This window comes from Effusibacillus sp. SKA8, assembly GCF_058273125.1.
In genome coordinates, this window is record NZ_JBZCSF010000012.1 from 45,414 (window position 1) to 60,409 (window position 14,996).

18 protein-coding genes and 1 pseudogene are annotated in these 14,996 nt (G+C 52.6%); 3 read left to right on the forward strand and 16 right to left on the reverse strand.

Annotation, left to right across the window (positions count from 1 at the left end; all coding sequences use genetic code 11):
• Positions 1-3 precede the first annotated feature (3 nt).
• The 3 genes from lonC to AC4ED1_RS10950 all read right to left on the reverse strand — a co-directional run bounded on the left by lonC (position 4) and on the right by AC4ED1_RS10950 (position 2,813).
• Positions 4-1,941: a Lon family ATP-dependent protease gene (lonC, locus tag AC4ED1_RS10940; RefSeq protein ID WP_490938489.1), complete on the reverse strand. Its 1,938-nt coding sequence runs from the start codon at positions 1,939-1,941 to the stop codon at positions 4-6.
• A 6-nt stretch (positions 1,942-1,947) separates the two neighbouring features.
• On the reverse strand, positions 1,948-2,391 hold the full coding sequence (gene rplI, locus AC4ED1_RS10945; protein ID WP_490938491.1) for a 50S ribosomal protein L9: 444 nt from the start codon (positions 2,389-2,391) through the stop codon (positions 1,948-1,950).
• 107 nt (positions 2,392-2,498) lie between these two features.
• Positions 2,499-2,813 (reverse strand): MazG-like family protein, encoded by a 315-nt coding sequence (locus AC4ED1_RS10950; RefSeq protein ID WP_490938493.1) that lies wholly within the window; start codon positions 2,811-2,813, stop codon positions 2,499-2,501.
• Positions 2,814-3,064: 251 nt separating this feature from the next.
• Here AC4ED1_RS10950 and AC4ED1_RS10955 point away from each other — a divergent pair, with 251 nt between their 5' ends.
• Positions 3,065-4,441: a dipeptidase gene (locus AC4ED1_RS10955; protein WP_490938495.1), complete on the forward strand. Its 1,377-nt coding sequence runs from the start codon at positions 3,065-3,067 to the stop codon at positions 4,439-4,441.
• 97 nt (positions 4,442-4,538) lie between these two features.
• Here AC4ED1_RS10955 and thiM read toward each other — a convergent pair.
• The 8 genes and pseudogenes from thiM to AC4ED1_RS10995 all read right to left on the reverse strand — a co-directional run.
• Positions 4,539-5,315 (reverse strand): annotated as a pseudogene (gene thiM / locus AC4ED1_RS10960) (hydroxyethylthiazole kinase); the annotation flags it as partial.
• A gap of 93 nt (positions 5,316-5,408) precedes the next feature.
• On the reverse strand, positions 5,409-5,879 hold the full coding sequence (locus tag AC4ED1_RS10965) for a single-stranded DNA-binding protein (RefSeq protein WP_490938497.1): 471 nt from the start codon (positions 5,877-5,879) through the stop codon (positions 5,409-5,411).
• A gap of 66 nt (positions 5,880-5,945) precedes the next feature.
• On the reverse strand, positions 5,946-7,046 hold the full coding sequence (gene ychF / locus AC4ED1_RS10970) for a redox-regulated ATPase YchF (RefSeq protein WP_490938499.1): 1,101 nt from the start codon (positions 7,044-7,046) through the stop codon (positions 5,946-5,948).
• Between the two features lie 168 nt (positions 7,047-7,214).
• Positions 7,215-7,415, reverse strand: a complete 201-nt coding sequence (locus AC4ED1_RS10975) for a cold-shock protein (RefSeq protein WP_490938501.1) — start codon at positions 7,413-7,415, stop codon at positions 7,215-7,217.
• Between the two features lie 249 nt (positions 7,416-7,664).
• Positions 7,665-7,898 carry a DUF3892 domain-containing protein gene (locus tag AC4ED1_RS10980; protein WP_490938503.1) on the reverse strand — a complete coding sequence of 78 codons (234 nt, stop codon included), beginning with the start codon at positions 7,896-7,898 and terminating at the stop codon, positions 7,665-7,667.
• Between the two features lie 68 nt (positions 7,899-7,966).
• Entirely contained in the window at positions 7,967-8,179 is a 213-nt protein-coding gene (locus AC4ED1_RS10985; RefSeq protein WP_490938505.1) for a DUF951 domain-containing protein, read from the reverse strand.
• A gap of 52 nt (positions 8,180-8,231) precedes the next feature.
• The gene (locus AC4ED1_RS10990) at positions 8,232-9,116 is read right to left on the reverse strand and encodes a mechanosensitive ion channel family protein (protein ID WP_490938507.1); all 885 of its coding nucleotides are present in this window, start codon (positions 9,114-9,116) and stop codon (positions 8,232-8,234) included.
• Positions 9,117-9,131: 15 nt separating this feature from the next.
• Positions 9,132-9,671: a CvpA family protein gene (locus AC4ED1_RS10995; protein ID WP_490938509.1), complete on the reverse strand. Its 540-nt coding sequence runs from the start codon at positions 9,669-9,671 to the stop codon at positions 9,132-9,134.
• Positions 9,672-9,814: 143 nt separating this feature from the next.
• Between AC4ED1_RS10995 and yyaC the strand changes: the two genes are divergently transcribed.
• Positions 9,815-10,405: a spore protease YyaC gene (yyaC, locus tag AC4ED1_RS11000; RefSeq protein ID WP_490938511.1), complete on the forward strand. Its 591-nt coding sequence runs from the start codon at positions 9,815-9,817 to the stop codon at positions 10,403-10,405.
• 23 nt (positions 10,406-10,428) lie between these two features.
• Positions 10,429-10,689 (forward strand): YkuS family protein, encoded by a 261-nt coding sequence (locus AC4ED1_RS11005; protein ID WP_490938513.1) that lies wholly within the window; start codon positions 10,429-10,431, stop codon positions 10,687-10,689.
• A gap of 43 nt (positions 10,690-10,732) precedes the next feature.
• On the opposite strand, the gene AC4ED1_RS11010 is transcribed toward AC4ED1_RS11005, so the two are convergent.
• From AC4ED1_RS11010 to AC4ED1_RS11030, 5 genes are all read right to left on the reverse strand, one after another.
• A complete protein-coding gene (locus AC4ED1_RS11010; RefSeq protein WP_490938515.1) occupies positions 10,733-11,251 on the reverse strand; it encodes a DUF4446 family protein in 519 nt (172 codons plus the stop codon).
• 91 nt (positions 11,252-11,342) lie between these two features.
• Positions 11,343-12,029, reverse strand: a complete 687-nt coding sequence (locus tag AC4ED1_RS11015; RefSeq protein ID WP_490938517.1) for a DUF554 domain-containing protein — start codon at positions 12,027-12,029, stop codon at positions 11,343-11,345.
• A gap of 13 nt (positions 12,030-12,042) precedes the next feature.
• Positions 12,043-13,179, reverse strand: a complete 1,137-nt coding sequence (locus AC4ED1_RS11020; protein ID WP_490938519.1) for an aminotransferase class V-fold PLP-dependent enzyme — start codon at positions 13,177-13,179, stop codon at positions 12,043-12,045.
• Between the two features lie 142 nt (positions 13,180-13,321).
• Positions 13,322-14,158, reverse strand: coding sequence for a ParB/RepB/Spo0J family partition protein (locus tag AC4ED1_RS11025; RefSeq protein WP_490938521.1), 837 nt, complete (start codon positions 14,156-14,158; stop codon positions 13,322-13,324).
• On the reverse strand, positions 14,155-14,913 hold the full coding sequence (locus AC4ED1_RS11030) for a ParA family protein (protein WP_490938523.1): 759 nt from the start codon (positions 14,911-14,913) through the stop codon (positions 14,155-14,157). The genes AC4ED1_RS11025 and AC4ED1_RS11030 overlap by 4 nt, the downstream gene beginning before the upstream one ends.
• Positions 14,914-14,996: the final 83 nt, after the last annotated feature.

Consider the following 14,996-nt stretch of genomic DNA (forward strand, 5'->3'; position numbering starts at 1 on the left):
AGACTAGCTGACTTTCTCTACCTGTTCCCCAAACACAAGCGCCAACACATCCTCGATGGTTTCAACCGTTGACACTTGTATCCCGGCAGTATCATTCGGCACATCCGGCGCATTTTCCTCCGGCACCAAGACATGAGCCAGTCCCGCTTGCCGCGCGCCGAAGATTTTCTCGACGATGCCGCCAACTGGTTTCACGCGGCCCTGAATCGAAATCTCACCCGTCACCCCGATCCACTGCGGAATCGGCTTGCCGGTAACAGCCGAATAGACAGCCAGAAAGATGGCCACCCCGGCCGACGGTCCGTCAATCCGGCCTCCGCCGACGGCGTTGATGTGCACGTCAAAATCGGACAGGTCCTGCCCCGTAATCCGCCGGAACACCGCAGCGGCGTTAAAGACGGAGTCTTTTGCCATCGAACCGGCCGTATCGTTGAAGCGCAACCGCCCCTTGCCCTTTTCTGCCGCGGCAAACGCTACCGCCTCAATCTCAATGACAGATCCGAGGAACCCAGCGACCCCTAGACCGTTGACGCGCCCGACTTCCAGACGGCTGTCATTCTTCCGCCGGACATAAGGATGCAGGCGGCTCATCCGGAGCACTTCTTCCACATCCCTGACGGCAATGGTGCCGGACTGTTCCCCTTGTACGCTTTCCTTGTATTTCAACAGCCCGTACGCGTCGACCAACACATTGACCGCTTTTCGTCCTTCAATCGTATAGCGGGCGATCAGCTCGGGCACTCCCGTTTCGACCGACACTCCCAGCCGGGAAGCGGCCCCCCTGACAATTTCCGCAACCTGTTCCGGCACGAGCGGTTCGAAAAACACTTCCGCGCAGCGGGAACGCAACGCCGGGTTGATTTCCGACGGATCCCGCGTCGTGGCACCGATCAGGATGAAGTCGGCGGGCGCACCTTCTTCAAACAGTTTCCTGATGTATTTCGGCACATGGGGATCTTCCGGGTCGTAATACGGGGAGTCAAACTGGACCCGCTTGTCTTCCAAAACTTTCAGCAGCTTGTTCTGCAAAATCGGGTCGAGCTCCCCGATCTCGTCGATAAACAAAACGCCTCCGTGCGCCTCCGTCACGAGGCCCAATTTCGGTTCGGGAATTGCGGTGTCCGCCAGATCCCGGCGTGCTCCCTGATAAATCGGATCGTGCACCGATCCCAAAAGCGGGTTTGTGATATCCCGCGGATCCCACCGCAGAGTGGTTCCATCCACCTCCACAAACGGCGCATCCGCGGCAAAGGGAGTGGAGGACATCCTCGCCGCTTCCTGCAGCGCAATCCGGGCGGCCGTCGTTTTCCCAACCCCGGGCGGGCCATAGATGATCACGTGCTGCGGAAAAGGGGACGCCAATTTTGAAATCAGGGAACGGATCCCTTTTTCCTGGCCCACGATGTCGGAAAGCCGCTGCGGGCGCACCAATTCCAAAGTGGAACGGGACAGGTGGATATGCTCCAACTTTTCCAGTTTCGCGTATTTCTTCAACGTTTGCGCGTTCTCCGGGCCCGATTTTTCCTTGATGAGCTGCGTCCGGATTTCCTGCAGGTATTCCTCATGACGCTCCTGCATCTTTTCGTTGACCTTCGCTTCGATTTCCGCCTCGACGGAGCGGCGTGCAAGCATGTCGGCCAACGCTTCTTCCACTTCCTGCAAGATGTCCGGAATTTGTTCCGGCGACGGACGGTCCGAAATGTGCGGATTTTCAAATACGATGCGCTGCAAGGCAATCACCCGGTCAGCCAGATCCGACGACCGCATCAGATTCAGGGCTTCCAGTTTTCCGGCCCGCAGCACCAGTTTGTCCGCTCCGTAGATGCCGCTTAATATGCCAAAAAGCGCTGTCACTTGCCGGCGAAGCGCTTCTCTGTCTTCCAGTTTCTGGTGCAATGTGGAGTTCGGAATGATGTTGAGCTTTTCCAATAGCTTTTTCATGATGATCTACTCCGCCTGAACCTGGACACGCAGTTCGACCGTCACTTCCGGATGCAGCTTGACGGGCACGATGGTGGTGCCTAGCGCTTTAATCGGTTCTTCCAGATGAATCTTCCGTTTGTCCACTTTTAATTGCATTTCTTCCAACGCTTCGGCGATCTGCTTCGAGGTTACGGAACCGAACACGCGACCGCCTTCACCCGCTTTCGCCTTGATCGTAACAACCGTCTTTTCGAGAACGGCAGCCAGTTTTTTCGCTTCTTCCAGTTCCTCTTTCGCCTTCTTTTCGGCCGCACGGTTTTGCGCCTGCAGTTTGTTCAGGTTCGCGGCGTTCGCCTCCACCGCAAGCCCCTTTTTGATAAGGACGTTACGGGCGTATGCGTCCGCCACTTCTTTTACCTCTCCCTTTTTTGCCTGCCCTTTCACGTCCTGAAGAAAGATAACCTTCACAATTGACCCCTCCCTGCCTCATGCTTCTAATCTATGTTATACCATGAACAACCCCCGCACGTATTCAGGTAAAATCCGTGCAGTTTGGCAATCTGTTTGGCTTGCATCTATTTTTTGTTTTGAAAATGCTCTTCCAAAATCGCCAAATCCGCCCGCCATGCTTCGAAATCCCGGTCGGCGCCGGCATCCTGGCGGATTTTTTGCAAGATCCGGCTGTCAAACTGGGAATAACGCATGCCAAGGCGTCTCGCCAGTAAATAACACAACACCACTATGTTGGCAAGGCAATCCTGCAGCAAGGTTTCGCTCCCACGTTGAAACCCGCGGAACAATCCGGCGACATTGTCCAGGAGTTCCGCCTTCAGCCACTCGATCAGCTTGATATTTTTCGCAATATCCAAGTCTTTCTGGGTATCACGCATGGCAATCCCCTCCACAAGGCACTTGTACTACCTTCCACAACACACCGGCATTCTCCTGCATGCACAGGTATCATTCTTCAACCGTGAAAATCACCGCTGCCCATTGAGTGGCTGCCCCGTAAACAAAGAAACCCGCCGTCAGGCGGGCTAGATTGTGTTACTGATGCGCTAAAACGCATCGTATCACCTCCATCGGATAGTGTGCCCAAAAATATGGTAAAATCAGAACAAAATCGGAAGGGGGATCCATTGTGGACAATCGCCTAAAAGAGTACTTTGCCGGACAGCGGGACCGTCACTTGAACGAACTGAAACAACTGCTCGCCATCCCCAGCATCAGCGCCCTGTCGGAACACAAGCGGGATGTTGCCGAGGCTGCTCAATGGATTGCGGATTCTTTGCAACAAACCGGAATGGAAAATGTGCGAATCATGCCCACGCCGGGACACCCTGTTGTCTACGGCGAATGGCTGAAAGCGGAGGGCAAACCCACCGTACTGATTTACGGCCATTATGACGTGCAGCCGGTGGATCCCGTCGGATTGTGGGAGACTCCCCCTTTTCAACCCAGTATCCGGGGCGGGAAGATTTATGCCCGCGGCGCCAGCGACGACAAAGGGCAGATATTTATGCATATCAAGGCTGTGGAAGCCATTTTGCGGACAACCGGAACACTCCCGCTCAATTTCAAGTTTTGCATTGAAGGCGAAGAAGAGGTCGGCAGCCCGAATCTGGACCGGTTTGCGGAAGCGCACAAAGACCTGCTCGCCGCCGATGTGCTGGTGATCTCCGACACGCCGATGCTGGATAAAGGCAAACCCGCGATCTGCACCGGGCTCCGCGGCCTCTGCGGACTGCAGATCGATGTCAAAGGGGCGAACGGGGACTTGCATTCGGGCCTGTACGGCGGAGCCGTGCAAAATCCGATCCACGCCCTTGTTCACATCTTGGATTCGATGCGAAACGCGGACGGTCGAATCACCGTCGACGGTTTTTACGACCGCGTCGCCCCTGTTTCGGACGAAGAAAGGGAAGCATATCGCGCTCTGGGTGTTGACGAAGAGAAAATGCGGCAGGAACTCGGAATTCCCGAATTTTTCGGCGAGAACGGCTATTCGCTGCTGGAACGCACCTGGATTCGGCCAACATTGGAGATCAACGGAATCTACGGAGGTTTTCAGGGCGAAGGGATCAAAACGGTCCTTCCGTCGGAAGCGCACGCAAAAATCACCTGCCGCCTTGTACCCGATCAGGACCCGGACGAAATCCTGGCGCTTATCCAAAAACATATCGAAAAGCATACACCGCCCGGTGTGACTGTCAGCACAAAGCTGTTTGACAGAGGGCGTCCCTTCGCCACTCCGATCGACCATCCTGCGATTCAGGCAGCGGCCCGCGCGTACGAACAAGTTTACGGAGTGCCGACCGCTTTTACCCGTATGGGTGGATCGATCCCGATTGTGGAAACATTCGGCCGCCTGCTGCAACTGCCTGTCGTGTTAATGGGGTTCGGCCTGCCAAACGAACATTTCCACGCGCCAAACGAACATTTCCACCTGGAGAACTTTGACAAAGGGCTGCTGACGATCTGCCGATACTGGTACGAGCTGGAAACCGCGCTAAAATAATCGGCCAGCAAGCGCATCCGGCGCTTGCTGGCCTCAATTTTAAGGAAATCAGTCTCTTCTCGAAACGATTCGGGTGCGCTCGTTCACCCGGGTTCCTTCCAAATTGATACAACGCGTCAAATAACGCCGCCTGGAAAGTCCCCGGCTCCTGGGCGCGCTCCGCCGCAATCTCCGCCGCGACGTTGTAGCAAGTCAAGGCGGCCACACATGCCTCTGCATAGGTCCGGTGATTCGCCTGGCGACCGGCCGCAGCCGTAAACGCCCCGAGGATCGCGGTCGCCATGCACCCGGAACCTGTGATGACGGATAACAGTTTGTGACCGTTCCGCAACTCCCAAATCGTATCTCCGTCGGTAACGTAATCCGTTTCTCCTGTCGCTATAACCACACAACTTTTTTGCTGTGCGTATCTCCGCATCGCTTCCGGCAGACCCGCTGCGGCGGAAGCGGCATCGACCCCTTTCACCTCGCCGCCGGCACCCAACAGTACTCCGATTTCCCCCGCATTTCCCCGTAACACCGCAAGACGAAGCTGGTCGGCGATTTGGACTGCGACCTCATTCCGGTAAGGAGTTGCGCCAACTCCCACCGGATCGAACACCACGGGCACCCCCGCCTTATTTGCGGCCCGCCCCGCAAGCAGCATCGCTTCCACTACGGATTCGTCCAGCGTTCCCATATTCAGTGCCAGACCGTCGGCAATCGTTGCCATGTCGGCGACTTCCCGCGTTGCGTACGCCATGACAGGCGATGCGCCTATGGCCAGCAAAGCATTGGCGGCAATATTCGTCACCACCACGTTTGTGATGTTGTGGACCAACGGCCTTGCCGCACGCACCCGGTCCAGCCACTTCCCGGCATCGATCGAACTCATCTTGCGTCTCTTCCTGTACAAAGCCTCTGCCACGGCTCTATTCCAGCGATGTTTCATTACCAGGAGGCCGATTTTTCTTCAAAATTATGCTTTTCAAAACGGCAAATCATCATCCGAAATATCGATCGGTTTCCCGTCGTCCACAAACGGATCGTCGTCAAACGAATTCCGCTTGTTGCCGCCAAAACCCGGGTTGCTTCCGGCGAATCCGGCGCCCGCTCCTTCAAAACCGCCGGACGAACTGTCGGCGCGATCCAGGAACCGCACGTTGTCCGCTATCACCTCGGCAACCCGTACGCGTTGTCCTTCCCTGTTCTCGTAGCTGCGGATTTGCAGCCGGCCTTCCACGGCAGCCAAACGGCCCTTTTTCAAATATTGGGCGCACAGTTCCCCAAGTTTTTGCCACACCACGATGTTGATAAAATCGGTCTCCCGCTCTCCCATCTGGTTGGCGCGGGGGCGGTCAACCGCCAACGTGAAGGAAGCGACCGCCGTTCCGGTTGGCGTATAACGCAGTTCGGGATCGGCCGTCAATCTTCCGATCAGGATGATCCGGTTTAACATTCAGGAATTCCTCCGTTTGATTTCTTTTTTATCAGTCTATCATTTTCCGATTTCTGTCACAAGCGCTTACACATTGAAGCGGAAATGCATAATGTCCCCGTCTTGTACCACATACTCTTTCCCTTCCAGCCGCAGCAATCCTTTTTCCCTCGCGGCGTTCATGGAACCCGCGCCGATCAGATCCTCATAGGCGACAACCTCCGCGCGGATAAACCCTTTTTCAAAATCGGAGTGGATCACGCCGGCTGCGGCGGGAGCTTTGGTCCCCTTGCGAATCGTCCACGCGCGCACTTCTTTTTCGCCTGCCGTAAAATAGGTAATCAGGCCCAACAGCTTGTACGCGGCTTTGATCAACCGGTCGAGCCCCGATTCCTGAAGGCCCAGTTCCTGCAGGAACATGTCGCGGTCTTCCCCTTCAAGTTCGGCGATTTCCGATTCGACTTTGGCGGAGATGACCACGACTTCCGCCCCTTCTTCCGCCGCGTATTTTTTTACCGCCCGCACATGCTCGTTCTCATCCGCATTTGCCGCTTCGTCTTCAGCAACGTTGGCCACATAAAGGACCGGTTTGATCGTCAAAAGGTGCAGGTCGCGGATCAACAAGCGCTCTTCTTCATCCAGTTCAACGGATCTCGCGGGTTTTCCATTTTCAAAAGCCGCCTTCAGCCGCTCCAGCACTTCCACTTCCTGCTGCGCCTTCTTGTCGCCGCCTTTGACCCCTTTGCGCGCCCGCTCCATCCGGCGTTCCACGGTATCCATGTCGGCAAAAATCAGTTCCAGGTTAATCGTCTCAATGTCGGACAAAGGATCCACGTTGCCGGCCACATGGGTGATGTTCGAGTCTTCAAAGCATCGGACCACATGGGCGATTGCGTTCACTTCGCGGATATGGGACAAAAATTTGTTGCCGAGCCCTTCCCCGCGGCTCGCCCCTTTCACCAAGCCCGCGATGTCGACAAATTCAAAGGCGGTCGGCAGAATCCTCTGCGGACTTACGATCTCCGCCAGCTTTTGCAAGCGTTCGTCCGGAACTTCCACCACACCGACGTTGGGATCGATTGTGCAAAACGGATAATTCGCCGCTTCCGCCCCCGCCTTCGTAATCGCGTTAAAAAGCGTCGATTTCCCGACGTTCGGCAAACCGACTATCCCTACACACAAAGCCATCCGGCACACCTCCATCATTCATACTTATTCATTATAGCAAAAGAAAAAAAGCCAGTTAACGCGCACGCCCACCAATAATGTTATGGACAACGCGCCAGTGGCTGGACATGTTATTTGTTGCAAAAAAATAACCCATTTGGGCGTTCCCAAATGGGTTGTGGCAAACTTTTACAGTCTGGTAACGTTTGCTGCTTGCGGACCGCGATTTCCTTCCACCACTTCAAAGCTTACCCGCTGTCCTTCTTCGAGGGTTTTGAAACCTTCGCCAAGGATTGCGCTGTAGTGCACAAACACGTCATTTCCGGCCTCCGTCGAGATGAAACCGTAGCCTTTCTCCGGGTTAAACCATTTTACTGTTCCTCGTTGCATGTGATGAATCCTCCCTAAAATTACACTGTACAGATTTTGTATCATATCATTTGCATAAAACTCGTTTGTGATACAGAAAAGCCGATCCGGTTCGCACCTATGAAGAAGGGTGCAACCGAATCGGCTACCTGACTTTTCATAAGCAAACGTTTAACGCAAATGTATAACTTGCTTTACATCATACATCACAATTGCCAAATTGTCAAAGCAAATTTTCCATCAGCCATGAAAAATGTAATCCTCGTTCTCCTAAAATTCCGGCAAAATCGACAGATTGTCTCCGACCTCCGGTTTACCGTCACCCGCAGAGTCTGCGATGTACCAATTTCCTTCCCGGTCGATCGCGGTCAAGGAATCAAATCCTCCCTTCGCCGCTTGCTCCATGGCCTGTTCCATCGTCAAGATGCGCCCGGTATGGGTTTTCACCTGCGTAATCCTGCCGTTCGCGTCTTTTCGAATCGCAACGATTTTTTCTCCGATCATAATCCCCCTCCTGACGGGAGTTAGTATGTATCGGATACAAAAGATTTAAACTGCGCATTCATCCGTCTTCACTGCGGATTCTCCGCCGTTTCCGCCTTGTACAGCACTTTCTTCATTTGCCTCTCAAATTGGCTGCGCGGGATCATCACACTGCGACCGCATTTTACGCATTTCATCCGGATGTCCATCCCCATGCGGATTACCTGCCATTCGTTCGCACCACACGGATGCGGCTTTTTCATCTGCACCACATCGCCAAGCCCGAATTGTTTGCGTTCCACAATGCCTTCCCCTTTCAGTACTCTTGCCGTCCGGCAATTCATGTTCGCAACCCTATGTGCCCTGTTTCGCTTCTTTCCCCGTGTTTGCAGGGAACACGACCTGTTTTGCGTATGGGATCGCGATTCCTTTTTCATCAAATGTTTGCTTGATCCGCTTTCGCAACTCCCTCGCCACGGGAATGTGTTCCGTCGGTTTGCAGTCGGCGATGACCCGGATTTTCACTTCGGTCGGACCGAATTCCTGAACGCCAAGCACCTTCGGATCTCCCACAATGGCGGATATGTCCCGTTTGGCTGCCTCCAGCAGTTCCTTCAGAATTTCGATCACCCGGTCGAGGTTCTCCTCGTAAGATACGCCCACGTCAATGACGGCCAGCGAATTCGCTTTCGAAAAATTAGTCACGTTGGCGATCTGCCCGTTCGGTATAAAATGCATCTCGCCGGTCCACGCGCGGAGCTTTGTGATCCGCAACCCGATCTCTTCCACGGTTCCCCGGAAATTGCCCGTTTGGATTTCATCTCCCACCGCAAACTGGTCTTCAAAAATGATAAAGAAACCTGTGATCATGTCTTTGACCAAACTCTGGGCACCGAAACCGATCGCCAAACCGACAATCCCGGCTCCCGCCAACAGCGTCTTGATCGGAAAATTGACCGCTTCCAGCACCGTCATTGCGACAAAGAAATACACCACGTAACGGAGAATGTTGGTGCTTACCACCGTTAACGTCCGCGTCCGACGCTCGTCCATCCGAACGGCGCGGTTTGAGAACAGGCGGACAAATGCGACGGAACCCACGCGAATGGCGATTTTGGCAACAATCAGCAAGAGGATGATTTTTACGGCTTGGTAAAGGAAAGTGTCCCAAATAGCGGGATCGCTCAGTTTTTGGGTGAACTCGTCGGATATCTGCTTCAGTTGCGTCAGCCACGTCAACCGCCCTCACCTCTCCTACTCCACAATCCAATTCATGACGGACCACACCAGAAATGAATGTCCCAGGCTCCGGTCCAGCGCTTCAAACCCCTGCAGCCACGACAAGAGCCCTAGACATTGTACCACATACGCCGCAAGTACGCTCCCCATCGCCGTTCCAATCAGCGCTCCCGCAATGCGGGATCCGGGTGATCCGCCCGGTTCTTTCAAAACGGTCTGGAACACCTGCAAAATCATCTGAATGCCAATCAAAACCGCCAACGCGCCCACTCCGACGATCAGCATGTGGTACAAATGATCCGCAGCGCCAAACTCGGGTTGGGAGAGCCCCTTCCCGGCAGGGACGGCACGCATGTGATCCCACAGCCATTTTCGAACCGCCCAGGCCCATTCCCCGTCGATCAATATGTCTCGCACAAGCGGGATCGAAAACAGCACAACGGCAATCGCGCTTCCCACACTGACGCAATCGATGAGGGACCGGTACCCCCCGCGCCGCCACCCGATCACTCCGCCCCATGACAATAATCCCACAATCAACAGATCGATCACCATTTCAGGCATCCTCCTGACACAGGTTGCACCATTTGCTGCATCTTGCGACAATACCCCCAGTTTATAAATATTTACAAGTGCACAAGTATAGAACCGCCGCTTTTTCCATAAAATGATAACAATACCCGATTGGGAGGATTTCTATGTCCACTTTTAAGATCGATCATACTTTACCCCATGCGGTCCCTTCACTCCGGAATCACCTGGCCAAGTTGCTCGCCAACCGAGTTTCCGATCAACAGTTGGTGATTGTATGTATCGGAACAGACCGCTCGACGGGAGATTCTTTAGGCCCCCTTGTCGGGAGCCGGCTTCAGACACTTTTGCCGCATAACGAGTGTCCGATTTACGGAACGTTGGATGAACCGGTGCACGCAGTGAATCTGAATGACACCCTGACCCTGATTCGACAGCTCTATGCAAAACCTTATATTATCGCCATCGACGCCTGTTTGGGCCAACTGAATTCCGTCGGGATGATTTCCGTAGGAATTGGTCCGTTAAAACCCGGTTCCGGAGTAAACAAAAATTTGCCGGAAGTCGGCGACATTCACATAACCGGAATCGTGAACGTCGGGGGGTTTATGGAATATTTCGTGCTGCAAAACACCCGTCTTTCCGTGGTGATGAAAATGGCCGAATGCATCGCGCAGCCGCTTGCCGCAACCGTCACTGCCACCGCTGTTCATGTTTCCCCGTATAGAGAGGTTCGGTTGGAATCAAACTATCTTTGATGATTCCAAAAGGAGGATATACGATGGGCCGAATTGCAATCGAACCGAATCTTTCGCCGATTCAAGAGTACCTGTCCCGGCAGGGATATCAAGTGGACATTCTCGACAGCTCGAAAATCAATCAGGGCCAAAACCATTATACCGCAATCGTTATCTCCGGCGCCGACCAAAACCTGATGGGAATCCACAATATCGCACAAAACTGCCCGGTGATCAATGCAAGCGGCCTGACGCCGCAGCAGGTGGAAGAGCGGCTCGAACAACTCCGGAATAAGCAACAATAAGAGATGTGACATTAAAAATCCCCGATCGCCGGGGATTTTTCCATTATCTGTCCATGTTTTTGTTCATGTTTTGAACGGCTATTCTTACCGCTTCTTTTTCTTCCTCGGTCATCTTGTACTCGGACTCTCCGTTTGCAATCGGCTTCGCATAAATCCTTGAATCTTCCCGTCCGTATAAGCTTGAGATGACCACGCCGTTCTTTTCCCGGTTTAAAATCGCGATTGAAAAACTCAGATCGCTTCCGATATCGTCAAACGCGTTGTAGCGAACAATCCCGATCGGCCCGATACTCGTTTGCAAGTCCCGATTGACCTTCGCCTGTGCACTTGCAACTTCTTCCACCTTCCGGTTCAAGGTCTGAAGTTGCTCCGTTTGTTTAAAAATCAATTCCTCCAGGTTGGCCTTATCCACTCCCCGCATAAGTCGCCGATACCGTTTGTGCAGTTGGTTGAGACGCACCGTATTGATGATAAAGAAGAATAGCGCCAAAACCATCAGACCGATAATGATGATGACGATGGTTTCAAGATTGTCCAGAATCCATTGCCGATAGTCGAACATGCGGGATAAACTCCTTCCCAGTCAACAAGTGCATTAACGTCGTTATTTTATCATAACCCGTGCCGCGTTTCCTATGGCTCCGAAGTCCTATCTACAACAAAAACCACTTAATGCTTCCGGCTATAAAAATCGCCGGCAGCAGATTGCCCACATGAATTTTTTTGATTTCCAGAACATTGAGCGAGATTCCCATGATCAAGACGCCGCCGGTTGCAGACATTACGGTGATGACCGGTTGCGACAAAAATTCCCGCAGCCATTCTGCCGATAACGCGATTATCCCTTGATACAATAAAACCGGAATGGCTGACAAAGCTACGCCAAGCCCCATAGTCGACGTAAAAATGACCGAGGAGAATCCGTCAAGCACTGATTTTGTGTAGAGCACGGAGTGATTGAAGTTTAAACCGCTTTCCAGCGCCCCGACGATCGCCATCGCCCCCACGCAGTAGATTAACGATGCAAAAACAAACGCTTCCGCAATTCTCCCTTGTCCCATGCGTGCCATTTTTCGTTCGGCAAACCGCCCAACCGCTTCCAGTTTGCCTTCAATATCCAGCCATTCTCCAATAATCGCTCCGCCTACAAGAGACAGTATGATCCAGAACAGATCATCTCCCGCTTTGAACGCCATTGTCGCACCGATCACAAACACTGACAGTCCCAACCCCTGCAGGATGGTTCGCTTCATTTTCTCCGGAATCCGCTGGAACACGGCTCCAAGTAATGCCCCTGCAACAATCGCTACTGCATTGACCAGTGTTCCCAAAAGCGCCATTTCTTGGCTCCTCTCAGCTTACGATTTCTTTTATTGCTCGAATAAACTCTTCAATATGTTGCTCTGTATTGAAATAACCGAGACTTGCGCGCACCAATCCGTTATCGATTGTGCCTAGCGTCTCATGGGCGAGCGGGGAACAGTGCAAGCCGCTCCGAACCGCGATTTGATAATGTGTGTCAAGAATGAACCCGATTTCGTTTGAATCGTATCCTTCCACCGCAAACGACACAATCGGGCAACGAGGTTTGCCCTTCCCGGGCCCATACAGGGTCAGTCCCTTTATCCCGGCCAGCTCCTCCATTAAAAATTGCGCCAGGTCTTTTTCATGTTTGCGAATCCGGTCCAACCCGGTCGCCTCAATAAAACCGAGCCCCGCTCCAAGTCCGGCAATTCCCACCGTATTGCGGGTTCCGCTTTCATAACGGTCCGGCCGTACCGCCGGTTGTTCGACCAACTCGGAGTAGCCTCCCGTACCCCCGTGCAGAAGAGGCTCCAGTTCCAGTTCCGGGTGAATGTATAATCCTCCGGTTCCCTGCGGACCGTACAAACTTTTATGCCCGGTAAACGCCAGAAGGTCGATCTTCATCTCATCCACGTCGATCGGATAAACGCCCGCTGTCTGCGACGCGTCCACCATGAACTTCACATTGTGCTTGCCGGCAAGTTCACCGATTTTTTCAATTGGGAGAATCTCTCCCGTCAAATTCGAGGCGTGAGTTACAACGATCAGTTTGGTCTTCGGCCCGATCGCTTTTTCCAATTCCGTTAACAGATTGTCATGGTCGGCCGGAATTCTGATATACGTGGTATCGACCCCGCTCTTTCGCAGATATTCCAGCGGACGACGTACCGAATTGTGCTCAAGGCTGGTGGTTATCACATGATCACCCGGCTTCAGAAACCCTTTCAATCCCAAATTTAACGCCTCTGTTGCATTTTGCGTAAACACGATATCGTTTGGGTTCTTGACGTGAAACAAATCAGCCAACCGACTTCTGGTTTGATTGATCTTTTCGGCTGCTTGTACCGCCATCCGGTGCCCGCTTCGTCCCGGATTCGCCCCGTATTCTTGCAGCGCTTCCATCATCGCTTCCGCCACTCCTGGCGGCTTCGGCCACGATGAGGCCGCATTATCCAGATAGATCATGCCGTTCACCTCGCTTTTCGCTTTATCGGTATTATCCACCCCTAAAGTTAAGAGTTTTGAATGTGTTATGTTACCACAGCCGCCTTTTTCTCAACGTATACGTATAAAAGCGGAGAGGAAAATCCTCTCCACCGCCGATGGATCATCCGCCGAGCAAGTTTAAGATTCGTTCCAAGTCATCAAGCGAATAGTATTCGATCTCGATTTTTCCCCGCTTTTTGCCCGAATGAATCTTGACCGCAGTGCCCAAAGAAACCCGGAACTTTTCTTCATATTGTTGGATGATTCGGTTTGACTCCTGTTTTTTCCTTTTTGTTTCACGTGAAACATTTTGTGTCAATCGGTTCACCATCTGTTCAACCGTACGAACGCTTAAGTCATCCTCCATGATTTTCTTGGCGATTGCGATCTGTTGTTGTTGGTCTTCCAATCCAAGAATCGCCCGGGCATGCCCCATTGAAATTGTTCCACGTGAAACAAACTCCCGGATTTCCGGCGGAAGGTTTAACAACCGGAGAAAATTTGCAACATGTGAACGGCTCTGTCCCACCTTTTTGGCCAACTCGTCTTGTGTAAGATCGAATTTTTCCATAATGCTGCTGTAAGCCTCGGCAATTTCAATCGGGTTGAGATCTTCCCGTTGCAGATTCTCGATCAAAGCGATTTCCGTCATCTGCCGGTCGTCAAACTCTTTTACAACGACAGGCACCTCTTCCAGTCCGGCCGACTGGGCGGCCCGCCAGCGCCGTTCTCCGGCGACAATTTCGTAGCCCCGAAAGCTTTTCCTGACAATAATCGGTTGAATGATCCCATGCTCTTTGATCGATTCCGTCAATTCCCGCAGCTTTTCTTCATTGAAATCTCTGCGCGGTTGATACGGGTTCGGACGCAACTCGGTAATCTTCGCGTTTATAACACTATCCTCCGTACCAATTTGAGGCAAGAGCGCTTCCAAACCTTTCCCAAGACGTTTCGTCATAGATTCGACACTTCCTTTGCAAGGTCCATATAAACTTCGGCGCCCCGGGATTTCGGATCGTACGAGATAATCGGTTGTCCGTGGCTTGGAGCTTCACTGAGGCGAACGTTACGGGGAATAATGGTGTTGTACACTTTTTCCCGAAAATATTTTTTCACATCTTCAATCACCTGGATCCCCAAGTTGGTCCTCGCATCCAACATTGTCAGCACAACACCCTCAATTTCCAGTTTGGTGTTCAAATGTTTCTGCACCAAACGGATCGTATTGAGAAGTTGGCTCAAACCTTCGAGGGCGTAATATTCACATTGAATGGGAATCATCACCGAATCGGAAGCGGTCAACGCGTTAACCGTCAAAAGACCAAGTGAAGGAGGACAATCGATAATTATATAGTCATATTTGTTCTTAAGGGGTTGTAACGCCTTCCGAAGCCTTACCTCACGCGAAATCGTCGGAACCAATTCAACTTCGGCACCCGCGAGTTGTATCGTAGCCGGTATGATATGCAACCCATCGATCGCAGTGGGCAAAACGGCTGCAAGAGCATCTGCTTCGTTGATCAGAACATCATAAATGCATGCATTCACATCCGCCTTGTCGATACCCACCCCGCTGGTCGTATTCCCCTGCGGATCGATATCGACCAAAAGCACCCGTTTACCCAATGTGGCCAGGCAGGCACCGAGGTTAACGGCTGTCGTAGTTTTCCCGACTCCGCCTTTTTGATTTGCTACCGCGATAATCCTCGCCAAGAGTTTCACCCCGTAACTTTAATAAAAATTTTGGAAGCAAATTTAGGATGCCACCCTGCCTATTTTCCGACAACCTATATTTT